This is a genomic window from Thalassospira sp. MCCC 1A03138 (assembly GCF_002115785.1).
GTDB lineage: Bacteria > Pseudomonadota > Alphaproteobacteria > Rhodospirillales > Thalassospiraceae > Thalassospira.
Window position 1 is genome coordinate 101,420 of record NZ_JFJY01000010.1, and the last position, 25,785, is coordinate 127,204.

At 57.6% G+C, this 25,785-nt stretch carries 3 protein-coding genes; all 3 read right to left on the minus strand.

Annotated features, from left to right (window positions below; translation table 11 throughout):
- Nucleotides 1–3: 3 nt before the first annotated feature.
- From TH468_RS18460 to TH468_RS18470, 3 genes are read right to left on the minus strand one after another with little or no spacing between them, the layout of a single operon-like run.
- Nucleotides 4–3,528, minus strand: coding sequence for an alpha/beta fold hydrolase (locus tag TH468_RS18460; RefSeq protein ID WP_085646015.1), 3,525 nt, complete (start codon nucleotides 3,526–3,528; stop codon nucleotides 4–6).
- Entirely contained in the window at nucleotides 3,528–19,082 is a 15,555-nt protein-coding gene (locus TH468_RS18465) for a non-ribosomal peptide synthetase (protein ID WP_085646016.1), read from the minus strand. The genes TH468_RS18460 and TH468_RS18465 overlap by 1 nt, the downstream gene beginning before the upstream one ends.
- Nucleotides 19,082–25,489, minus strand: coding sequence for a non-ribosomal peptide synthetase/type I polyketide synthase (locus TH468_RS18470; protein ID WP_168177188.1), 6,408 nt, complete (start codon nucleotides 25,487–25,489; stop codon nucleotides 19,082–19,084). Before TH468_RS18470 ends, TH468_RS18465 begins: the two co-directional genes overlap by 1 nt.
- Nucleotides 25,490–25,785: the final 296 nt, after the last annotated feature.

Consider the following 25,785-nt stretch of genomic DNA (forward strand, 5'->3'; position numbering starts at 1 on the left):
CCATCATTTCGATTTTTCAATATGAAGGCGGATGCGTTCGGCGACTTCGATCACATGGGGATCGAACATCATCGATCCGTGGGTGCCGCTGACCCATTCAAGGGTCAGATTGTCGCCCGCGACCTTTTGCCAGCCGCTATATTGATCGCCTTCGATGCTGGGTGCGGCGCGGGTTCCGGTTGTCGGACGCAGCAGCAGGACATCAATCCCGTCAATTTTTGGCGGGACATAATGGACGGCGGCGAGCGCATTATTCTGGAACACGGCGAGCAGGCGGCGCATGGTGCCGCGATCTGCCTCGTCGGGCAGAAGGTCGCAATTCTTGCCGCGTTCGAGCAACAGGTCGATGCGTTCTTCGGGGGTGAGCGGACGCAATTCGTCAACCGTGACAAGGCCGAGCTCGGCAAAGATATCGGCAAGATATTCGGCCTCGCCCTTGCGCAATATGGCGCGGACCGCATCGGGCACGGCAATCGCATCAAGCAGGATGATATTGCGCACATCAATGCCGCCCTGCTGCATGCGAAACGCTGCTTCGAAGGCCAGCAATCCGCCGAAGCTCCAGCCGATGACATGAATCGGGCCGTCGGGAACGGTCTGGCGGATGGCGGGCATGTAGGTTGCGACCATTTCCTCGACCGTGGGCTGCAAATTTTGGCCTTCTTCGAGACCTTGGGCTTCGACCATGTAAAGTGGCTGATCAGGGCCGAATTCACGGGCAAGGTTTTGATAGCACAGCACATTGCCGCCGACCGGATGGAAGCAGATCATCGGTGGTTTGGTGCCCGATGCATTGACGGTGACAATCGGGCTTTTGACATGCTTGGCGTTTTCGCGTTCGGAGATGCGGGCGGCGAGTTTTTCGACCGAGGCGCAGGTAAACAGATCACCCAGCGGGATTTTGACGTTGGTGAGTTTGTTGATTTTTGACAGGAACTGAACCGCAAGGACGCTGTGGCCGCCGAGTTCAAAGAAATCGGCGGTGGCGTCATCGATGGTGCAATCAAGGACTTCGCCCATCAGGCGGGCGACGGTTTTTTCATGGTCACTGCCAAGCGGCTTGGCAGTGACGCCCGTTACCTGATCGGTGTTTTCGGGGACTGGAAGGCGCGAAAGGTCGATCTTGCCATTTACGGTCAGCGGCAGGTCATCCATCGTGATCAGGTGGCTGGGCACCATATAGTTCGGCAAGGCCTGTTCAAGTTTTGCCCTGCATGCAGATATGTCGAAACAGGCATGGGCATCGTCATCGGTGACGACGTAAGCGACCAGAACAACATTGCCGTTCTGATGGCGGTCATGGGCGACCACGGCCGCGCGGCGGATATGGGGATGTGTCAGCAGGGCATGTTCGACTTCGCCCAGTTCGATGCGGTTGCCGCGAACCTTGATCTGACCGTCTTCGCGGCCAAGGAAAATGATTTCGCCATCACTGCGCCGCCGCCCCATATCACCAGTGCGATAGACACGGTTGCCGTTGGGGTCGGTCACAAATTTCTGCGCGGTCAGGATCGGATCGTTCAGGTAACCGCGCGCGACACCGGCTCCGCCAATGCGGATTTCACCCGGAACACCATCGGGCAACGGGCGGCCCATATCATCGCAGATTTCAATATGAACGCCCTGAATGGCCTTGCCGATGGGGGGCGGCAGAATCTGTTTATGGTTGTGCGCGGTCATCACATATTGCGCCGATGAAACGCAGCATTCTGTCGGGCCATAGGCATTGACCAGTTTGCGGTCAGTCTGGCCGGGCAGGGCAAAGAAACGTTCGACCAGTCGGGTGGAAACAGCTTCGCCGCCCAGAACCACCATCCTTGCCGGGCAGGAAAACCCATTTTCTTCCCAGTAATCAAGCAGCAGGGAAAACAGGCTTGGCGTTGCGTCAAGCTGATCAATCGCGTTGGCGACCATCAGGTCATGCAGGGCTTCGGGGTCGCTTCGTGTGGCCGATCCGGTGATGTTCAGGCAATGCCCGTTCAGGATGGCCGCGAAAATCTGAACGATGGAGCCATCAAAGGCAAAGGGCGCGATACAGGTCAGGTTCAGGACGCGGTCCGGATCATCGGCACCGATCGGTTTTAACTGTGTATCGAGAACGGATTGTGCCAGGTTTACAACCGAGCCATGTTCGATCATGACGCCCTTGGGCGTGCCGGTGGTGCCGCTGGTGAACAGGACATAGGCAAGATCGTTTGCCGATGTGACGGTTGCGGGGTGTTGATCGTTTGCGGCATTGAGCGCAGCCAGATCGTGGCGGCGCTTCGTCGGTGCGACCGGGTGTTTTGCCGCATCCGATGTCAGGACGAAATCGAATGTGTAGGGGGCCGGATCGAACCCGTCGGCATCGATGGCGGATCGGTTGGCGGCAAAGCCGCCCTGTTCGCGTGCCCAGTCTTCAAGAAAGCATTGCGGGACAAACAGGTCTTCGAGGAAATCAAGCCGGGTATTGTAGCCTTTGCCCACCGTCTCGCGGGCAAACCGGGCCAGATCGGCAAGGTAATCATCGCGGCGATCCGCATCCCATACATTGCCAAGATAAATCGCCCCGCCCGGTGCCAGCAGGGTTTTTGCCTTTGTCAGGACCGTGCGCAGATAACCGTAACCGGGGAAGTTTTCGATGACGCTGTTCATGACGATCAGGTCGAACGAACCCGGTTCGTAAACATCGATATCATGCGCGCCAAGCTGCCGACCGATGACATGCGTCATGCCAAGATTGATCGCCAGGGCCTCGGTCCGTTCGACGTTACGGCGCGACAGATCGGTCGCGACATAGGTGCCGACCACCGGGGCGACGTGTTTCATGGTGAAGCCGGATGCGCAGCCGATTTCAAGCACCCGGGCATTGTTCGATACCAGACCGGCGACCTTGTTGCGGGCATTTGCGCCAAAGGCATCCATCGCACTTTGCGCAATCGGTTGGCCGGTAAAGGCACTTTTCCAGCCGCCAGCCAGAATGTTATCGGCATCGTCACCCGCCAGATGATCCCACAGTTCGACCGACATCAGGGAGCCGTGATTTTCCGTCAGGGTATCGATATCGTCACGGTCAAGACACAGAATGTTGGTGACGGTTTTGCAGCGCCACTGCAACTGGTGCAGATCGCCGATATGAGCGCCTTCGGATATGATCAGCGGTAGCGCTGCATTGCGGACCAGTGTGGTGCGGCGGATCAGCGGCACATTCGGATCAAGCGGCACAAAGGCGAAGCCTGCCTTCAGGACGCCAAGGGTTGCTGCGATGTAATGGCGGTTGCGCCCGGTCATCACACCGACAAGCGAGCCGGTCGGCAGGGCGAGACCGGCAATGAAATGCGCTATACGATTGCTTTGACGATCAAGGTCAACATAACTGATTTCGCCGGTTTCATCGCGGGTTGCGATGCGATGCGGGTAAGACGCCGCAATTGACGCAAACCGGTCGATGATGCTGCCGGTTGTTGCCGATGGCGGAACATCGGGTGTGCCATCCATACCGGGCGTTGGCGTATCGAGGGTTTCAAAATCGAAATCGGCGATTTTCATTATGCGTCCTTTTGGGCGTTTTGTGCGGCGGCTGCGGCGAATTTGCCAAGGAATGCCAACCAGCGCCGCATGGTTTCCGCATCAAACAGATCGGTGTCATATTCAAGCGTAAAGCGTGCCTGACCGGCTTCTTCGGTCAGGAACAGAATGATGTCATGTTTGGCCGTCGTGTTATCGACAAAGGCATCCATGTTGGATGGCAGTATGCCGTCGGCATCGGGGGCAAGCATCGGCAGGCCGGATTGAGCCCAGCCGTTTTGCGCCAATCCGCTTACGGCTTCGAAGCGCTGATATTCGAACACCACATTGACCAGTGGCTGACGGTTGGATTTGCGTTTTGGCGCGACGGCCCGGACCAGTTCATCAAACGGGAAATCCTGCCGGTCCAGCGCATTGGCAATATTGACATGGGTGGCACGGATCAGATCGACAAGATCGGTATCATCGTCAAGCTGCATACGGATTGGCAGGACATTGACAAAGAAGCCGATCAGGCCTTCGGTTTCGATGCGTTCGCGCCCGGCAACGCCCATGCCGATCACCATGTCGCGTTGGCGTGTCAGGCGATAGAGCATGGCGGAAAACAGCGACAGGCCCACCGATGACAGGGTTGTTTTGTTCAGGCTGGCAAGCCGATGCAGGCCGGATAAAACATCATCAGGCAGGGCAAGATGCACATGTGCCCCGCGGAAGGATTGTTTTTCCGGCACAGGGCGATCCGTTGGCAGATTGATCTGTTCCGGCGCGTTGGCAAGCTGTTGACGCCAGTAATCGGCGGCATCCGCCCAATCCTGCCCGGATTGCCAATGGGCGAAATCCTTGTACGTGATCGGAAGTTTCGGCAGGGCATTGTTCCGTTCATGAAGAACGGCATCATAAAGCGCGCCAAGTTCGTTGATCAGGATGCGCGAAGACCAGCCATCGCCGACAATATGATGGGTCATCAGGATCATCAGGCATTCATTTGCCGCCACCTGGATCACACGCCCGCGGATTAGCGGCGGCTGATCAAGGATGATCGGTGTTGCGGCCTCAAGCCGGGTCAGGCGCAGGGCTTCGCGGGCCGGATCGCCATGACCGGAAAGATCATCAAACGCGACGGCAGGCGGCGTGGTGGCGTGGATTTTCTGCGTGATCGTGCCGTCCTGTTCGGCAAAGCCCGTGCGCAATGTTTCATGACGGTCCACCAGACGGGTCAGGGCGGATTGCAGGATATCGGCCCGCAAATCACCGGTACAGCGGAAGACATAAAGCATGCCATAGGCACCGCTGTTGCCGTCCATCGTTGAGAGCAGATAAAGCCGTTTTTGCGCGTGGCTGGCCGGGTAATATTCCATTTCCGGTGCGGGCGGGATTTGGCCATTGCCGGTGGCGGCGATATCGAGGGTGGCATTTTCGATATGGCGGGCAAGCCCCGCGACCGTCGGATCGGCAAAGAAGTCGGCCATGCTGATGCGTTTGCCGGTTCGGTCCGTAATGCGGTTCACGATCCGGATCGCCATCAGGCTGTGACCGCCAAGCTGGGTGAAGCTTGCGTGCCGGTTACGGATGGGGCTTGCGAACACCTCGGTAAAGATATCGCAAACCAGTTCCTCTGCCGGGGTGGCGGGCGGGATGTCGATGCCGCCGTCAAGCGCCATCGCATTTGATGTGCGCACCGTTTCGAGTAGCGCCTTTCTATCCACCTTGCCATTGGCGGTGATCGGGATGGTATCGACGATATGCCATTTTGCCGGGATCATGTAGCCGGGCAGATGTGTGCCAAGCCACATCATCAGGGCAGGGATATCGATATCCTGATCCTGTGTCGCCTGAATACAGCCGATGATGGTACCGCCGTCAGGCGCGTTGGCATCAAACAGGGCAACGGCATTTTTGATGCCGGGCGCGGATTGAAGCTGCTGTTCGATTTCATCCAGTTCGATACGGAAGCCACGCAATTTGATCTGATTATCATGGCGGCCGCCAAATTCGATCCGACCATCGCGGGTCCAGCGGGCAAGGTCGCCGGTGCGATAAAGCCGTTGGCCGGGCTGATCGGGATCAGGGATGAACCGTTCGCGGGTCAGGTCGGGACGTTGCCAGTATTCGCGGGCCAGCCGCGCCCCGCCAATCATCAGTTCGCCCCAGACCCCGACGGGCGCGCGTTGACCGTTCTGATCAAGGATCAGGGTTTTGGTATGGGCGATGGGTTTGCCGATGATGGTGGCGTCGGTATCGCCTGCTAGATCATTTTCGGTGATAGGGCCGACAACGGCGAAGGTGGTGCTTTCGGTCGGGCCATAGACATTCAGAACCTTGACGTGTGGGCAGGCCGCGATGAAGGTGCGGACATGCTGTTTGCTGATCGCGTCCCCACCGATCATCAATATTTCAAGACAGGCAAGGGTTTGGGGATCATGATCGACCTGACGGTTGAACAGGCCGACACTCATGAACATTTTCGTAACGCCAAATTGCGACAGGGCATCGCCGAGTTTGGCCGGATCAAGGAGATCATTACGGTCAATGACGGCGATTTTGGCGCCGCGCAGCAGGGGCGCCCAGATTTCAAAGGTCGAGGCATCAAATGCCAGCGGGCCCGCCTGTGCCACCACATCAGAGGCAACGATTTTGGCGTAATCCGCCCCCGACGCCAGCCGACGCACGGCCCCCTGTTCGATCAGAACCCCCTTGGGCGTTCCGGTCGAGCCGGAGGTATACATGATATAGGCAGGCAAACTGTCCGGGTTGATCAGTTCGGGCAGGGTGAAGTCCGCCGGTGCCGGGGCAATGCCCGCGATATTGATCCGTTGCGCGGATGGACCGCCGGTTTCGGACAGGGCATCAAGCGCGTCATATCCGATGTCGTCAACCAGAACCAGTTTGGCGCGGCTGTCTGACAGGATGAATTGATTGCGTGCTGCCGGATAGGCCGGATCAAGCGGGACATATCCCGCGCCGATGGCGGTAATCCCAAGAATTGCCGCAATGGCCGGACGACCGCGTTCAATATGCACCGCAACCAGATCGCCCGGTTTGACCCCGGCGGTTTGCAGGCAATGGGCAATGGCGCGCGCCTTGGCATGCAGTTCCCCAAAGCTCCATGTGCCGTTGTTATCGCGGATGGCAGGGGCATCGGGGGTGACAGAGGCCTGATTGGCGAATATCGCAAAGATTCCGGCATTCGTGTCCGCATCAAGGCTGGTTTCCGGTTGCGGACCCTGTTCCCAGATTTCGATATTTGTTTTCTGATCATCGGGCAGAAGATCAAGATCGGCAATCGGTATGGTTCTTGCGGTAGTTTCCGTCGTAACCAGTTTTTGCAGGGTTTTTGTGAAGATGTGACCGAGTTCGATCATGCGCGCCTGATCGAACATATCGGCATAATAGTCAAACGAGATGGACATTCGTTCGGGCAGATCACGGACAAAGATCGCCAGATCGTTTTTGCATTGCTGCCGACCAAGGCCGATGGGGAGCATGGCTTTGGCCTGATCATCCGGTCCGTAATCGCCCTGCGCATAGTTCATGTAAGACAGGGAGATTTCGGACAGCAGGGTGCGTTCGGGGGTGGCAGGTGGCGAGAGATCATCAAGCAGCAGATCAAGGAAATAGGCCCGGTGGCGCAGCGCATCGATATGATGGTTTTGCACCTTGTGCAGTAGGGATGCGAAGGTTTCATCATTGGCAATCTGCATGCGGAGCGGCAAAAGCGATACCATCATGCCCGGCACATTGCGGAAACCCGTCCCGTCGCGCTGGTTGACCGGGACGCTGATCACCAGATCGTCGGTTGCGGTGATCCTGCCAAGCACGGCAAACCATGTTGCCATCATCAGTGAGAACATGGTGACGCGTTGATCGGATGCGAATTTGCGGGCCGATTTCAGCAAGGCCGGATCAATATCAAATGCGACGATTTCGCCCCTGAAGCTGTGGAAGGCCGGGCGTCTGCGATCAGACGGCAGATTCAGTTTCGGAAGCGGTCCCTGATAGAGGGAAAGCCAGTAACCACGTGCAGTTTCAAGCCGCTTGAGGCTTTCGGGTTGCTGGCTCCAATACGCGTAATCGCGAAGCTGATAGGGGAGTGGGGGCAAGACCTGCCCACGATAAAGGGCCAGCAAATCCCCCAGCAGCATTTCAATGGTAAAGCCATCGCAAACCGTGTGATGGATATCAAAGAACAGTGCCTTTTGACCGTTGGCAGCGCAGATCAGACGCCAGCGCGCGGGGATTTCCGTTGCCAGATCGAACGGCATGACAAGGTCCGCACCGACATCTTCAAGCGATACGGAAGCATCAAGTTCGATCAGCGTCAGATCGGGCAGGGCATCATGAAGTGGCAGAATTTTCATGACCGAGTCATCGCCATTGGCGATCAAGCGGGTACGCAGGATTTCATGACGTTCCGTCAAGCGGGTGATGGCATCGTGCAGGCGATCAAGATCGATACTTTCATCAAGCATGAAGGCATGCGGCAGGTTGAAGGCCGTACCCATATTGCCGCTATGTTCGGCATGCAGAACGGAAACCTGTTCGGGGGCCAGCGGATAGAATTCCATTTCAGGCGCGCGGCGCGGATCGGTTTCGATCCCGGTTTCTGTTGCTGCCTTTACGGGTTTTGATGCCGATGGCAGAGATGTTTCTTCGGCTGGGGGATTTGCCAATGACTGGGGAAGTTCCGCCGTTTCAACGGATGGCGATATTTTTGCGGCCAGGGCGGTGATCGTTGGGGTTTCAAACAGATCTGCAAGACCGATATTGCAGGCAAGTTCGGCATTCATGCGATCAACGATCTGCATGCCGGTGATGGAATCGCCGCCCAGGGCATAGAAATCCTCGTCCGGGTCTATGGTATCATAACCAAGAATTTCGGCCCAGATTTTTGCAATTTTTTCCGCAGGAGTGGCCTTTTCGTCCAATATCGCGTCACGATGATCGGATATTTCAGGTGTGCTGACATCACCCGCCGGTGACGGGGCGAATTGGGCCGTCAGATCGGATACCGTCGGTGCGGCAAACAGGTCCGAAATCGCCAGCGACAGTTTCAGTTCGGCATTCATGCGATCAACGATCTGCATGCCGGTGATGGAATCGCCGCCTAGGGCAAAGAAATCATCGTCCGTGGTGACGGCATCATAGCCGAGTGTTTCGGCCCATATGGCCGCGATCTTTTGCGAGATATCCGTTGCCGTGACGGATACAGATGCCGGTGTGGTCACGGGTTTTGCCGGTTGTTCGGCTGTTTCACCGGCAAGGGCCGGATCAAGCACGACAAGCTGTGCGGCCGTGCTGCACATGGCATCGCGCCAGAAGATCGGAGCCTGTTGCGGGGTGATGGCGGCCCCGTCCTGAAGCGGTACATTGTGGCGCGCCGCCATGCCCTGATCGGCAAGGGCACACCAGTCGATGGTCAGTGCCGGGCGGCCCTGTGACCTGCGGTAACGGGCAAATCCGTCAAGGAAGGCGTTGGCCGCACTATAGGCCGCCTGACCGGGCACACCGACGATGGCCGTCAGGCTGCCGAACATGACAAAGGCCTGCACGGGGTCGTTAAGGGTCAGGGCGTCAAGATGACGGGCCCCCTTGATTTTGGCCGCCATGATGGCGTCGAACGCGTCCATGTCTCGCACGGCAAGGAACCCACCATCGGCAAGCCCGGCGGCGTGCGCGATGGCGGTGATCGGGCCAAGACTATTTCGGATCGTGGCAAGGGTATCGGACAGGGCGTTTTTATCGGCAACGTCGCAGGTGTGGATTGATACTTTAATACCGTTGGCGCGCAGGTCGGCCAGTTTAGACTGCGCAAAGTCATCAAGGCCGGTTTCGCCGCGACGCGCCAGAAGGGCAAGCGCGATTTTGCCGCCCAAAGCCATTTCATCGGCAAGGGCCAAGGCAAAGCCGCCGGTGCCGCCGGTCACGACACAGACGCCGTGATCGGGCCAGTTGGGTTGTGGCAGGTTATCGTGCCCTGAAATCGGGCGCAGTTTGCGGCGATAACGGACCTGATTGCGATAAACCGAAACCGGATCGCGGCCCGGTTCGGCTGCCAGTTCACCACCGATATGCGTGATGAAATCAGCCGGTGCGATATCAGTAAAGGAAAGGGCAAGACGCGGTTCTTCGGCGGCCACCGCGATGGCAACACCGGCAGCGGCACTTCGATCCGGGGAGGCCGGAATGGTATCGCTGTCGATCTGATAGGCACCGCTTCCGGCAACGACAAGCCGCATCCGTCCGCGCATCGAGCGCAGGATATCGCGCAGGCATCGGGCGGTGCGAAGGGCGATATCTTCGCCCGGCTGCAACGCCAGAATGACGTTTTGTGCCTTTGCCAGCATATCCTTGCCGAGCATATCGGGATGGACGCGCTGGCAGGCAGGCGGGATCGGCCAGAAATCGCCATCGGCAATCATGATGGTGTTTTCGGGAACCGGTTGCATTTCAACCGTGCCCGGCAACCAGTCAATTTCGAGCAGTTCCGGCATGGCGGATGCGGCTTTGCCGTTACCATCCCCCGAGAAACGAGTGCCGCGTATGGTCAGAAGCAGTTTGTGGCTGTCGGCATCAAAGAAGGTGAAGTCGGCCTGGCCCGGATGACGACGTTCGGCACAGACAATGATATCGCCGCTAAATGGCGCGTGCAGCGTGATTTCGTCAATGCCGACGGGGAGAGAGCCATTATCCTCGGCCGTCAGAATCATGCTGCATGCAATATCGGCCATGGCCGGATGAATGATCCAGTCGCGCAGGTCGGCATGATATTGCGGTTTCAGTTTCAGATGCATCATCGCCATGGTTTCGTCCGCGCTGTATTGCATGGACACCCGGCAATCCCAACGGTCGCTGATCGTGATCGGCCCGATCTGAGCGGCATAGGGGGCGATATTGGCCGTAAGGGTACATTTTGCGCGCGCATGGTCGAGCGACGGCGAATTGTCAGTCCGGTTATTTTCCGGCGTGTCATTGGCCCAGCGCGCAGTGGCAAAGACCGACCATTTGCCGTTTTTCAGACGGCCACCCAGTTCGACATGACCGTCATTTCCCAGCAACAGCGTTGCCGTACCATCGGGCAGGGCATTGGGAAGAAGGGCCTTTTGCCATTTAAGGTCGGAAATATGAACGGTTTGGTCGCCTGTCCCGTTTCGGGCCGCTGTTGCGATCATGGCGGGAACCGCCATGCCGACCAGTGTCGGTTGTCCGTTCAGGTGATGTTCATTTGTCGGCCAGAAGGACGGGGAGGCGACCGGAATGGCAAAGCAGCGGCCCCTTTCGGTTTCGACCGGGCCGGTCATGATGGTGGTATCAGGGGCCCGGGTGTCGCCAAAGACCGGTTTGCAAACGATTTTCGCAAAAGGTGCATGGGGAAGGGACACGCGGCGCGCGCGCATGTCGTCGGGCCAGATCAGATTGGCCCCTTCGAGCCACTGGCGCGCATTGGCCGTAGCATCGGCGGGATCGTGCGAAACCGCAGAAACGGGTAATGCACCAGCGGCGGGTTTGGGGGCTGCGCAATTTTCCATGTCACCGGCGATCAATCGCGCAAGGGCGTTCAGAAGGCTGTCGCGATCCGAAACCGCAACGGCGAAGCGATGCCTTAGCTGGTCGCGCCCGGTTGCCAGCGTGTGGCAGATGTCGTGGACAGCAAGGCCGGTGTCACTGGCAATGGCGCGATGCAGCTTGGTGGCATAGTCGGTTAATGCGGCTTCGTTGGCCGCAGATAGGGCAAGGATGAAGGTTCCGTTTTGCGAGGTTTCATCCTTTGCATTTGCCGCGTGTTTTGGGGCGGCTTCAAGGATCACATGGGCGTTGATGCCGCTTAACCCGAACGAACTGACACCGGCGCGTTTTGGCGCGCCGCGATCTGCCAAGGGTTCAAGGCGGTTGGTCGGGCGCACCGGGGCACGGGCGAAATCAATCCGGCTGTTGGGGATTTCAAAGAAGGGTTGTGGCGGGGCCTGATCAAAGCGGAGTGCCATGATGGCGCGGGCAAGGCCAAGCGCCCCCGCCGCCCCGTCAAGATGGCCGTAATTCCCCTTGGCCGAGCCGATCAGGGCAAAGCCATGTTCATCCGTGCTTCCGGCAAAGGCACGGGTCAGGCCATCGATTTCAATCGGATCGCCAAGCGATGTGCCGGTGCCGTGGGCTTCGATATAGGATATGGAACCCAGTTCGATGTCCGCCGTTTGCGCGGCCTGCCGGATGACATCGGCCTGCATGGCCGGGTTGGGGGCGGCCGCCCCGCTTGAGGCGCCATCCTGATTGACGGCACTGCCGCGGATGATGGCATGGAGGGGGTCACCATCGGCGATGGCGTTGCCAAGCGGTTTGAGGACAAAGACGACGCTGCCTTCGCCCATGCCGGTACCATCGGCGCTGTCGTCAAAGGCGCGGGTGCGGGCGGTGGAAGAATCAATCGTAAAGCCGCCGTCCGCATCGGGCGGGCAGGGGATCAGTTTTGCGCCACCGGCAAGGGCGATGGAGCATGTGCCGCTGCGCAAATTCTGGCAGGCCTGATGGACGGCGACCAAGGATGACGAGCAGGCGGTATCGATGATATTTGCCGGACCGTGCCAGTCCTTTAGGAAGGACAGGCGTGTGACCATGTTCGAGGGCACGTTAAGGGCAAAGACCTGTTCGGCCTTGTCACGCGCAACATGTTCCATGGCAACGCGCCATGCCGGGTTTGTCCCGCCACCGGCAAAAATACCGACTTTTTTGCCACGCAGGGCCTGCCCGCCGTAACCGGCATTTTCCATCGCCATCAGGGCGGTTTCGATAAACAGGCGCTGTTCCGGGTCAATCAGGGCGGCATCCGCGGGTGCCATGCGGAAACGGCCCGGATCGAAATCAAAGATGCGATCAAGATAGGCGGCTTCGCGGAAGTGGGCCGGAACCGGACGGCCGATGGCGGCCATCATGTCGCGGGTTTCATGATCGCGTTCGGGCGGAAGCGGACGCACGCGATCCGTGCCGCGGGCGACGTCCGACCAGAATGTATTGATATCATCCGCCCCGGCAAGCTGAAGACCGATGCCGATTACCGCAATCGGTTCGTCGGTGGCAAGCTGGGCACCTTGTGCCGCTGCAAGATCATCGGTTGCGATATCAAGTCCGGCCAAAAGTTCGGCCTGACGTGCGATGGTGGCACTGGCGAACAGATCGGCGATGCTGACCTCTCCGGGCCAGCGGGCATTGATTTTTTCATGCAGGCGCAGCAGCAAAAGCGAATTGCCGCCGACATCAAAGAAACCGTCTTCTCGATCCGCCATCACACCGGGCAGGATTTCCTGCCACAGCCGTTGCAGAACGCGTTCCAGATTTGCCAGGTCATGGTTGTCGGCATCCGACTTTGCCGCGATAGCCGGTTTTGATTTCCGGTTGGCGACTTTTGGCGACCCTGCCATCGGTGTCCCCGAAAGGGCCTTTCGGTCGACCTTGCCGCTGCTGGTGAGAGGCAGGTGATCAAGGGCAAAGAAACGTGCCGGGATCATATATTCGGGCAGGCGGGTGCGCAGATGATCGCGCAGGACACCAATGGTCAGTTCACCGTCACCCAGTACAAAGGCATGCAATTCATCAAGGTCGCCAACCCGCACTGCCTTGACCAGGGCGCGTTCAACCAGATCATGGCTTTCAATCGTGGTTTCGACTTCGCCGCATTCGATGCGGAAGCCGCGAATTTTGACCTGATGATCGATCCGGCCAAGATATTCAACCGACCCGTCGGCAAGGAAGCGGCCCAGATCACCGGTGCGATACAGTTTATGGCCCGGATTGCGGGGATCATCGGGGAACTTTTCGGCACTCAGTTCCGGGCGGTTCCGATAGCCGCGTGCAATTTGCGGCCCGCCAAGCACGATTTCACCGGTGACGCCAATCGGCATGTCGCCCAGTTTGTCATCAAGGATGCGAATGGTGGTGTTGGCAATCGGTTTGCCGATGGGAACGATATCGGGATTATGAAGCGGCGAGCAGGCATGCCAGGTGACATCCACCGTCGCCTCGGTCGGGCCGTAAAGGTTATGCAGTTCGGTCCCGAAGCGATCAAACAGCAGATCGTTGAAGCGTTTTACCAGTGCGGGATCAAGTGCCTCGCCACTTGCGAAAACGCGTTTGAGGCTGCCAAGGTTTTCGATATCAACCAGCCCGTGTTCGACCGAGAACAGGAAACTTGCCAGCATCGAAGGCACGAAATGCATGGTGGTGACGCCATGATCGCGAATGGTCTGGGCCAGTTGTTGCGGATCGCGTTCAACACCCGGATCGGGCAGGACAACGCGCGCCCCGGTCCATGACCACCAGAACAGTTCCCAGACCGACACATCGAATGTGATCGGGGTTTTCTGCAAAATGACGTCATCAGGGCCAATCGGGAAGGCGTCCTGCATCCAGAGGATACGGTTCAGAACACCGCGATGGGCGATTTCGACACCTTTCGGGCGACCGGTCGAGCCGGATGTGAACAGCACATAGGCAAGGTCATCGGGTGCGTTGATCGCATCAGGGATATCGGCATCTTCGGTGCCATCGATGATCAGGACATTGTCGACGTCAAACAGATGGGCGAGATCGCCGGTAGTGATGACACGCGGATATCCAAGATCATCAAGCATATCCTTGCGGCGCTGTTCGGGGTGATCCGGGTCAAGGGGGCTATATGCCGCCCCACATAGAAGGATCCCGTGAATGGCGGCCAGCATATCGACCGACCGCCGCACGGCAACGCCGATCACATCGCCCGGACCAATTGATGCCGCGCGCAGTTTTGCGGCAATCCCGGCGGCACGACGGGTGAATTGTTCGTAGCTTAGGGTTTCAGATGTTCCGATAACCGCAGGTGCGGTTGGCGTGGCGCGGACCTGATCAAGGAACGGTTCGGAAATGCTGCGTTCAATCGCAAGGTCAAGATCGGTGGCATTGAATTGATCAATCCGGGCGCGTTCGTCCGCCGGCAGGATCGGCAATTCGGCGATTTTGATTGTCGATGGTTTGGGCAGGGCGGCGCCGGCAAGGATTTCAAGCCGGTTGAAAATTGCCTGAATGGTGGATTTGTCAAACAGGTCGGTATCAAATTCGATCTGGCACAGAAGGGCGTCGTTCCGTTTGCTGAAATAGAACGCAAGATCGAATTTCGAGAACGGGAATTCGGTTTTCAGAAGCGAGAGTTCTGCATCGCCAAGCTTGCCAAGGTCGGGGATGCTATCCTGCCATGCGACCAAAACATCAAACAGCGGATTGCGGGCAGGATCGCGCGGGGCATTGACGGCGGCAACCACATTTTCGAACGGGGCGGCCTGATCGGACAGGGCATCAATGATGGTTTTGCCGGTTTGGGTCAGATGGTCGTCAAACCCGGCATCCGGATCGACATTCTGACGCAGAACGACGGTGTTCACAAAGAAGCCAACCACGTCATCAAGGGCAGTCTGCTCGCGGCCCGCCACCAGCATGCCAAGCGGGATATCTGTCTGCCCGCATTGCCGGTACATCAGGATTTGGACCAAGGCGGTCAGAATGGAAAATGCGGTTGTACCGTGTCGGTCCGCCGCATCATTGATCAGACGCGCGGTGTCTTCGCCAAAGGCCGTTTCATGGAAATCACCGGCGAAACGACGGATTTTTGGCCGGCGCCGGTCCGTTGGCAGGGCCAGCGGTTCGGGCAGGGGCAACAGCCGTTTTTTCCAGCGGGCCAGCAAATCCTTGCCATCGGCTGAGTATAAATAGCTGTGTTGCCAGCTTGCAAAATCCTCGTAATAGCGGTCAAGCAATGGCAACGAAGGGGGGGCTGTTCCGGTTTCTTCGGCATAAAGGGCGGCAAGATCGCGCAGCAATGTCGGCATCGACCAGCCATCGCAAATCGCATGATGCAGGGAAACCAGCATCCAGTGACGGTTGGGGGCGAGCGTGATCAGATCGGCCCTTGCCAATGGTTTGTTTTCAAGGTCGAAGGGACGGACGGTTTCGCGCGCGATGAACAGGCGGGCGGGGCCTTCGTCCATTTGGTGGCGGCCAAGCATCCATGAACCGGCGGGTGCCAGATACTGGCTGACGCCATCGGGATGATGGGGATCGGATTTGAAACGCAGACGCAGTGCATGTTGCCGTTCTTCCAATTTGTGCAGGGCGGCCTGCAGGGCATCGGCATCAATCGGGCCATCGATTTCAAACGCGGCGGGGACGGAATAAACCGCCATGTCGGGCTGCATGCGTTGGAGGACCCAAAGACGGGCCTGTCCGCTTGAAAGCGGGAATTTCGGACCGTCTGCCTTGGGGATCAGAAATTGCCTGCCATCCTGTTTATGGTCGGCAAGCAGGGTTGCGATCCCGCCGACTGTGCGGGCGACAAAGATATCCTGAAGTTTCGGGCGGATGCCGGTGGATTTTTCGAGAAACCCGGCAAGGCGCATGGCGACAAGGCTGTGTCCGCCCAATGCAAAGAAATCCGACGATGCGGTGATGTCGCGGTTGCCAAACAGGGATTTGAAATGGTTGGCGACGATCTGTTCGAGTTCGCTGCTGCTGTTGGCGTTGCCGGTTTGGGGGGCAAGTGGTGCCGTATCTTTCAGAGCACCAAGAAGCTGTTTGCGATCTACTTTGCCATTCACATTGACCGGCAGATGATCCAGCACGACAAACCGTTCGGGGATCATGTAATCGGGCAGATTACGGCCAAGGATTTGCATCCAGGTACTGCTGCTATCCTGATCGGCGGCGATGGCGGCACCAAGGAAGGCATCGGCACCACTGCCGACCGGCATCACGCAGGCATTGCGAATGCCGTCAATCTGGCTCAGTCGTTTTTCAATGGCGGCAGTTTCAATCCGGTGCCCGCGAATTTTGACCTGCCCGTCACGACGGCCACCAAATTCAATCACGCCATCCGCCCGCCAGCGCGCGCGGTCGCCGGTTTTGTAAAGGCGGGTTTCGGGCAAATGATCGAACGTGACGAATGCCTTGGCGGTGCGTTCGGGCGCGCCGGAATATCCAAGAGCCAGCCCGTCGCCCGCGGCATAAAGTTCACCCCAGACCCCGGTCGGAACGGGTTGCCCGCCGGCATCAAGAATATAGGTGCGCGTATTGCCAATCGGCCGGCCAATCGGGATGGTTGCCGATTTTACGTCCTGCGGCGTGATCGGGTGGATACAGGTGAAGGTGGTATTTTCCGTCGGGCCATAGCCGTTGATCAGGGCAAGATCCGGGCAGGCGGTCATGACTTTTTGCAGGTGGGTGGGGCTTAGTGCCTCGCCCCCGGAAAGCAGTCTTTTGAGCGGGGCAAAGCAACCCGGGGCATCATCGGCGATACGGTTAAACAGGCTTGCGGTCAGCCACATGGTGGTGACACCGCCATCTTCAAGGGCATTGCGAAGGGCTGCCGGATCAAACAGGGTTTCGTTATCGATCAGAACCAGTTTGCCGCCATTCAGAAGCGGTGCCCAGATTTCAAGAGTTGCGGCATCAAAACCAAGCGATGCGGCCTGTGCCATGACATCGGTGTCATCAAATGCAAGCGCCCGATTGTTCACAGCCAGACGGGCGACAGCCCGGTTGGGGATCAGCACCCCTTTGGGCGCACCGGTCGAGCCCGATGTGAACATGACATAGGCCAGATCATCGCCCGCACGTTTGGCAAAGGATGCATTTGATGTTGCGTTGGCGTCGGGAAGATGTGCGATGCGAACGCGACCAGAAATGCCCGACAGGCGATCAAATTCGGTGTTGTCGCACAAAAGAACGTTGGCCCCGCATTCTTCCATCAGGGTCGCAATGGCATCGGCAGGCAGCGACTTATCAATCGGCAGATAGGCCGCACCGTGCCAGGCAATGCCAAGAAGGGTGATAATCGCATCAAGCGAACGATCTGCAGCAAGGGCTACAACTGAGCCGGGTGCAACATCAAGGGCATCAAGCCCTGTGGAAATGGCAGCGACCCGTTGCCCCAAAGCACTATAGGTGATTTTCTGATCGCGATCCTGCAGGGCGATCTTGCCCGCATTGGCCGGGTTTGTGATCTGCCGGGCGAGCAATTCGCCAAGGTCGCAGTCACGCGGGTAATCCGATGCGGTATCGTTGAGCGAGATGGATAGTTGATCGCGTTCGTCTTCTGGAAGAATATCCACAAGACCAAGCGGCATTTCCGGGTTTTGGGCAAGCGCACGCGCAAAGGTCAGGAAACGTTTTGCAAAACGTTCGATCCATGCTTCGCCATAGATGTTGCTTTGATACTCGACGGCCAAAGATGTTTCCGCGCCGTTTTTCGTCATGCCGACCATCAGGGGGAATTTGCCCGCCCCGAAGTCGAGATCTTCGATCACGAAGGGGCTGTCGCTGGATTCCATCACATGGACGGCATCGAATGGCAGGCCGGTCGGGCCCTGTGCCGCCTGTGTCAGATCATGCATCAGGCGCGACAGGGGGTAATCCTGCACGTCAAGCATGGAAAGAACTTCGTGCCCGACCTGTCTGGTCAGGGCATCAAGATTATCTGCCATATCCGGTTTGATCGCGACGGGCAGGACATTCACAAAGCAGCCCATCGACTGCATGGTTTCCTTGTCCCTGCGACCGGCAAAGGGCAGCCCGATTATGGCTGTGCCGTTTTCCTTGTGCCGGGCGATCACGGCGATGGTGAGCGACGCCCAGAGTGTGGTCTGGGTCGTTTTGCGGGTATGGCTGGCAAGCTTTGCGAAAGCGTCGGCGTCAGCGCCTGTCAGTTTGATCAGAAGGCGTTTGCCGCCGCCATTCCGTTCTGCTGCCGGGTCGTCAGGCAGCCCGGCAGATAACAGTTTATCGGTTCGTGCCGACCAGAATTTCCGCGCGATTTCGCCGCGTTCCCGATCCAGATTGCGATGTGCATTGCGCACAAGTTTTTCGATATCAGGTACGTTTCCGGGCGTGTTTCCGGCAAGGATGGCAAGAAGCTCTTTTTGCAGCAACATGATCGATTGGCCATCAAAGCACAGATGATCGATCGCCATGGCCAGTTGCGGGGCTTTTCCGTCGTCATGTTCGATATAGCCAAACCGGGCCAGAGGACCCGTCGCGAGATCAAAAAGATCATGGCGGATTTCTCGGGTGGTGTCGATTTTGCGCACAGTGACCGGCATATCGGCATGCACGCGCTGGATCAGCTGCCCGTCCTGTTCGACAAAGGTGGACCGGAGGGCATCATGGCGTTTGACAATGGAGGCAATCGCATCGCGGACCGCATTGAAACCGGTTCCTTTGGGAAGGGTGATGCCTGTAACGATATGGTAATTGGCACTTGCCGGTTGGTCACGTCTTGCAATCCATTGGCCTTCGATGGCGGGATGGGCCGGGAAGGATTTGAGGATCGGACCTGCTTTGGTGTCATGACTTTCGGCATCGGAAGGTTCACGCAGCAAGCTTAGGATTTCGGCCTTCAGGTCACGGGTTTCGGATTTCAGGGCATCATCAAATGCACCGGTCGGTGCATCAAAACAAAGATCGTGCCCGTTGGCATGCAGACTTAGCACAATGTCGCGCTGACGGAGTTTGTCGAGCAGGTTGCGCGCGGTTTGTGTGCGGCGTGACAGCTGATCGGTATTCATCACAGAACTCCCTGTTCACGTGACGGGCGGGGGGCTGTTGTGGCCGGTTTTGCTATTGCCGTTGCTGTTGGCGCGGATCGGGCATTGGTCGGCGGGCTGTTTGTCTCAAAGGATGCAAGCAGGTTGGCAACACCTGAAACAGTGCGGCCTTCGAACATTACGGCGGCGGGAATTTCGGCAGTCAGGACTTCGGAAAGCCGTGTTGCGATCCGCACGGCGAATAAGGAGTCCCCGCCAAGTTCAAAGAAATCATCATCGGGGCCGATTGCCGGATCGCCAAACATATCGCGCCAGACGGCAAGAATGGCGGATTGCGCGTGTGTTTCAGTTTGGGCATCGGACGTATTTTGTGCCGGGTTTTGTGCCGGGGGCAATGTGGCCTCCACCGGGGCAGCGGCAACGGCGATAGATTTGGGATCGGCGTTCACGGTGGTTGCCCTCTCCGGCCAGAAGCGGCGTCGGTCAAAGGCGTAGGTCGGCAACGGAATGCGATGGGCATCACGGGTTTGGTTCACCCGATCCCAATCGGGCGATGTTCCCATGACCCACAGCCGGGAAATCGCAACGGCCAGTGCGTTTGACCCGGTGATCGCGGCATCCGTTTTTCGGGCGGCATCGGGGCCGGGGGCAGGTTGCAGGGCAATGCTGTTGCCGGTCGCTGTGCCATTAACAATGGCAAGGCGGCTTGCCGTGTTGCCAAAGCCGCATTCGACCATGATCGTTTCGGGGATTTCGGCCAGAAGTCCCTTGATGTTATCGGCAAAGCGCACCGCATTGCGCAGATGTTGAACCCAGTAATCGGGATTGGTGGCGTCTTCGGGTGTTAGCCAGTTGCCAGTCAGGTTGGACTGGATCGGAAGGGTTGGCGCGTTCAACCGGATTTTGGCGACGACATGGCGGAATTCATCCAGAACCGGTTCCATCATCCGTGAATGGAAAGCATGTGAAACCACGAGCCGACGACCGGATTTACCCTGTGATTTGATGTGTTCTTCAAGCGCATCAATGCATTCGGTGCTGCCCGCCACCACGCATTGACGCGGGCCGTTGATTGCAGCCATCGACAGATCGGGGCCAAAGGCCGACAACAGATCACCGACTTCGGCCTCGGTCATGGACAGGGCAAACATTGATCCCGGTTCGGTCTGTCCCATCAGGCGACCGCGCATCACCACCAGGCGAAGCGCATCTTCAAAGGACATGACCCCGCCAATGCAGGCCGCGACATATTCGCCAATGCTGTGCCCGGCCAGTGCTGCGGGCAAAATGCCGTTTTCGATCAGCCAGTTTGCCAGCGCATATTCATAAATGAACAGGGCGGGCTGGGCGATTTCGGTACGTGCCATGCGGCTTGATGTTGCCGCGCTTTCATCGGGAACGGTCAGCAATGCAAAAAGATCATCGGGGCCGCCCGTCTGTGCCACATGCTGGCAGGCATCACGAATCATCTTTGCCGATGTTTGATCCACTTCATAAAGGCCTTTGGCCATGCCCGGTCGTTGCGATCCCTGACCGGGGAACAGGAAGACGATGGAAGGGATATTGCGTTGGGCAACGGCCTGATGGCGGGCGGTCGATTTCGGATTGGTCAGGGCTGAAATCGCAGCCTTGATGTTCGTGGCAACGATGGCGGTCCTGAAACGATAGGCGTGACGCCGTGACAGGCTGTTTGCGATATCGGATATCGCAATGTCTGATCCATTGCGGTCAAGCCAGCTTGCGGTGTTTTCCAGAAGTTTTTGCAAGGCGGGTTCGCTTGCCGCCGAGAAGGGCAGGATTTGGGGAATATCGTTTTGTGTCTGGCGTGATGCTGGTTCATCGAAACGGGGTGCTTCTTCGATAATCACATGAGCATTGGTGCCGCCAACCCCGAAGCTGCTGATACCCGCGCGCAGCGGTTCATCTTCATTATTCAATAATGGTTGAGCAGTGTTGTTTATTTGAAATGGTCCCTGATCTAGACCAAAGTTTTCATTCGGTTGATTGAAATGGCAGGTCGGCGGAAATGCTCGGTGGCGGATTGCCAATACGGCCTTGATCAGACCTGCAATTCCGGCAGCACTGTCCAGATGGCCTATATTGCCCTTGACCGAGCCAAGCCAGATCGGATGCGTTGGCGTTGCATCGGCTTTCGCATAAACCTTGTTCAGTGCGGCGATCTCTATCGGGTCGCCAAGCGCGGTTGCGGTGCCATGGCCTTCGACAAAGCGGATGGTCGATGGATTGATCTGGGCATCGGCAAGGGCCGTCTGGATGGCCTTTGCCTGACCATCGACACTGGGGGCGGTAAAGGCGGCCTTTGCCGAGCCGTCATTGTTGATGCCGATGCCCTTGATGACCGCATGGATGGTGTCCTTGTCGGCAATGGCATCATCAAGACGTTTCAGAAGAATAATGGCCGCACCACTGCCGCCGACAACGCCATCTGCCTTGCTGTCAAACGGGCGGCAAACGCCGCTTCGTGATCCGATCCCGCCCTGCGTGAAATAATATCCGCCAGCCGGGCTAAGCCCAAGGGCTGCCCCACCGGCAAGAGCGACGCGGCATTGACCGGATCGCAAGGCATTGACGGCCAGGGCAAGATTGACAAGTCCGGTCGAACAGGCGGTCGAGGATGCGATGGCAGGGCCGGTCAGGTTCAGCTTGTAGGCAAGCCGTGTGGCTGCGAAATCCTTGTCATTTCCGATTGTCATGCCATACCGGATCGCATCGGGGCGGGCACGCAGGCGATCACGCAGGCTATCGACCAGATAGGTCGGGAAACCAACGCCGACATAGGCTCCGACCGGGCCATCACGCTCCGGATCGCAAGATCCATCTTCCAGAGCGCTAAGGGCGACTTCAAGCAGCAGGCGTTGTTGCGGATCGGTTTCGATGGTTTCGCCCGTGGTCATGGCAAACGGTGCAGGATCGAACATATCGAGATCGTCAAGAATCCCATGGCGGGCGATGAAATCGGCGTCTTCGAGCGCCGACGGATCGCCTCCCATTGCGCGTAGCCGGGAAATATCGACGTCCTTTATCTGATCGATACCGTTTTCAAGCATCGACCAGAATGCGTCGCGGTCATTCGCGCCGGGCAGGCGCATCGCCATGCCAATAATCGCAATGTCGTGATTTTCAGACACATTGCGTTGGGGCTTTACCGGCTCGGCTTGTGGGGTTTCGGGGGCATGTTGATCATCCGCACAAAGGTGACGTGCGAAGGAATTGATGGTCGGGTGCTGGAATATTTCCACCGATGCAATGTTGCGCCCGGCGAGTTTTGACAGGGCAAACTGGGCGCGCGGTACCAGCAATGAATGGGCGCCAGCTTCAAACAGGTTGGTGTCAAATTCAATTTCGTCTGTTTCGATCAGCTCCATCCATATCCTGGCAATTTTACCGGCCAGTTGATGGATGCGCGCCTGATCGGGTTTGCTGGATGCAGGGGGCGATGCTTTGGACGCAACAGGCTGTTTGCCATCCGGGTTTCGGGCGAATTCGGCAAGTGCCTTGCGGTCGATTTTGCCCGACGGCAAGAGGGGTAGCGTTTCCACCCATTCAATGCGGGTCGGAACGGCCGCATCGGACAGGTGGCGCGCCAGTTCTGCGCGCACGGTTGCTGCGTCGGGGCGTTTCGACGGGTTTGCGTTGGATAGAAGATAACCGATCAGTTCGCCACCATGATTGGTTTTGACATGCAATACCGCAGCCCGTCCGACGCCGGACACGCGCGAAAGCTGGTATTCGATTTCCCCGATTTCGATGCGTTGCCCGCGAATTTTGACCTGTTCGTCCGTGCGCCCGTGAAAATAAAGCAACCCGTCTTCGCCCCAGGAAACCAGATCACCAGTGCGATAAAAGGTTTCATCGGTCTCGCCCGTCGGATCCGTGACGAATTTTTTCTCCGTCACGTCCGGCATATTGATATAGCCGCGGTTAAGGCCTGCGCCACCAAGGTAAATCTCGCCCGGGACGCCAAGCGGTACCCGTTTTCCGTCTTCGTCAAGTATCCGGACAAAGCCACCCTTGTCGATGCGGCCGAGCGGGATGCTTTTGGTTTGGGGGGGGCTTGGTATCAGATACACGGCGGCATGAATTGTCGCCTCGGTCGGGCCATAGCAGTTCCAGATATCGACGGTTTCGAACGCGGAATAAATCCTGCGGACGAGTGTTGGCTGCATGATTTCGCCGCCCGTGATCAGACGGCGCAATTTGAAAGCGCCATCTGCCGGAACGGCATCGATCACGCTTTCATAAAATGACGGGACCGACATGATGTGGGTGACATGATGTCGTGCCACACCGTTCCAGAATTTATGCCCGTCACTGAGTATCGCGTGGGTCATCAGCCACATGCGATGGCCACGGATCAGCCCGACGCAGAATTGCAGCATCCAGGGATCAAATCCGAGCGACGGGAAAAGACCCATTATTTCAGGGTTGCCGTTTTCATGTGATCCGATACCGAATTGCGCAATGGCGACGTCGATTTTATCGGCAAGGGATTGGTGATGAACGGGAACCGGTTTTGGCTGCCCGGTCGAACCCGATGTATGGAAGACAAAGGCAATATCGTCGCCACAAATATCAGCATGGATATTTTCAAAGGTGATGCTGCCGTCAATGCCGGTTACGGCATTGATATCGTTTACCGTGATGGAGGTGTCGCCGATTTTGTGCCATGTATCGGTGCTGTCAGTCAGAACCAGACGGCAATCAAGATGGCGGGTCATCGACGCATTGCGCGCGATAGGTTGCAACGGATCAAGCTGCACACAGGTTGCCCCGCATTTCAGGATACCGATCACAGCGGCCGTTTGCTGCGCACTGGGGGAAATGTTCATCCCGACAAAATCGCCCGGTGCAATGCCGCATTGTTTCAGGTGGTGGGCGACGGCATTGGCCATATGGCCCAGCGTTGCAAACGTGACTTCGTGGTCATCTTCGGTGATCAGGGCGACATCGCCGGGGCGTGATGCAATGGCATGATCGATGCGTTCGGGAATGAGCCGTACCGGAGCCGACCTTGTGAATGTCGGGCCGGTTTCAAGCGTGCGGATAATGGCAAGCTCGTTCATCGGCGGTGCGGCGATGGCCGCGATATCCTGTTCCGGGTCGTCCAGTGCGCGGGACAGGAAATAACGGAAACGTTCGGCGATGCGCGTAACGGATTTAACGTCGTGGCAAGCGGTGTCATATTGCCAGATGATTTCGGCTTCCTGCCGGTCTGGGCTTATGGCCTGCATCATATAGATCAGGCCAAGATCGGTGACTGGCCCGTTATAGATATTGACCCGGCGTGTATCCAGCCCGGCAAAGGATAAGGGTTCTGCGCCGTCCAGACTGTTGAAAAAGGCACCGCCGCCCGAAAGACCCCGGGCACCCAGACGTGCTGCACGCATGCGCGGCGCGCCAAGGCGCATATGACGGACATCGCGACGTGCCCGGGCAAAGATATCGCTGGCCAGTTCCGAAAAACGTGTGTGTTTACCCAAATCGGCATCGAAGGGTACGATATAGGAAAAGGCACCCGGTGTCTGGCGTTCAGTCCGCCCCATCCGGTTCAGAAGCGGCATTGTGACGGTCGGTTGTTTGATATGGGTGACCTGACCCAGCAGGATGAAATAGGTGGCCATGACAATCGCGGTGGGCGATGTGCCACAGGCTTTGGCCGTGTGGATCAGTCTGGAAAGGTCGTGTCCATCCAGCGTCTGTTCCAGCCGGGCCTGAACCAGTTTTCCGGATGGTTTGTCCGATGAAAACCGCGTGATCGCGTGATCGTTTTGCAGGCGTTCCTGCCAATAGGCAAGATCACGTTGATAGGCCGGTGTTTCGGGATAGGTCGCGTCAGCTGCGATAAATTCGCCATAGGACCCTAACGTGCTTTCGGGCACGGCAGTACCGGTTTTAAGTGCGCTGTAAATTTCCGCCGCGCGTTGCGCCATCAAATGCCCGGCATATCCGTCACAGACCAGATGATGATAAACCCGAACCCACCAGTAACGTCCCGTGCCCAGTTGCAACAGGCGATGGCGGCAATGATATCCGTTTTCCGGGTCAAGTGGCCGTCGGCGGATTTCTTCGACTTCGTTATTGGCGATCAGAACCGGATCATCGGTAAAACTTAAATCGATGACGCTGAAATCGGTTTCGCGGTAGTCATCGGCAAAGATCTGAAACGGCTTGCCGCCTTCTGAAGCAAAGCGCAGACGCAGAGCGTCATTTTCCTGATCGGTTTGGACAATGGCCCTGTAAAGGGCTGCAATATCAAGATCGCCTTCGAACCGGATGACGCTGCAAATATTGTAATTTGTGCAATCGTCGCCCTTGGCCCAGTCAAGCCATATGCTCGACTGCGGCGTTGTAAGCGGTTTTCCCTGCCGTTCTGTCCCCGGCGCAAACGTGTTTGTGCGCTTCTGCAACGTCTGACCTTTCAAACGTTGATTGCGCCATGCAGCAAGCGGTTTTTGAAATCCTGTTCAACAGGCTTTTAGTGTGACCCCGACCACATGGCTCATCCCCAACCATATCCGAAAGAATATGCCCGGGAATACATCCTGAATGCAAGTGGTCGTAGCGAAGAATTATAAGTTAAGTCCGTGAAAATACAATCAAAGGTCATCAGTTAAGGTGCCTGAACAGCTTGTTGTTTCTCGCTTTTTACCTGATTTTGCAGATGATTACGGCCGTTCGTATAGTGTTGCACTCTTATCGGGTT

Bases quoted from the DNA above. Each gene is read 5' to 3' on its own strand.
- TH468_RS18465 (WP_085646016.1), bottom strand. From the start codon at position 19,082: ATGAATACCGATCAGCTGTCACGCCGCACACAAACCGCGCGCAACCTG.
- TH468_RS18460 (WP_085646015.1), bottom strand. From the start codon at position 3,528: ATGAAAATCGCCGATTTCGATTTTGAAACCCTCGATACGCCAACGCCC.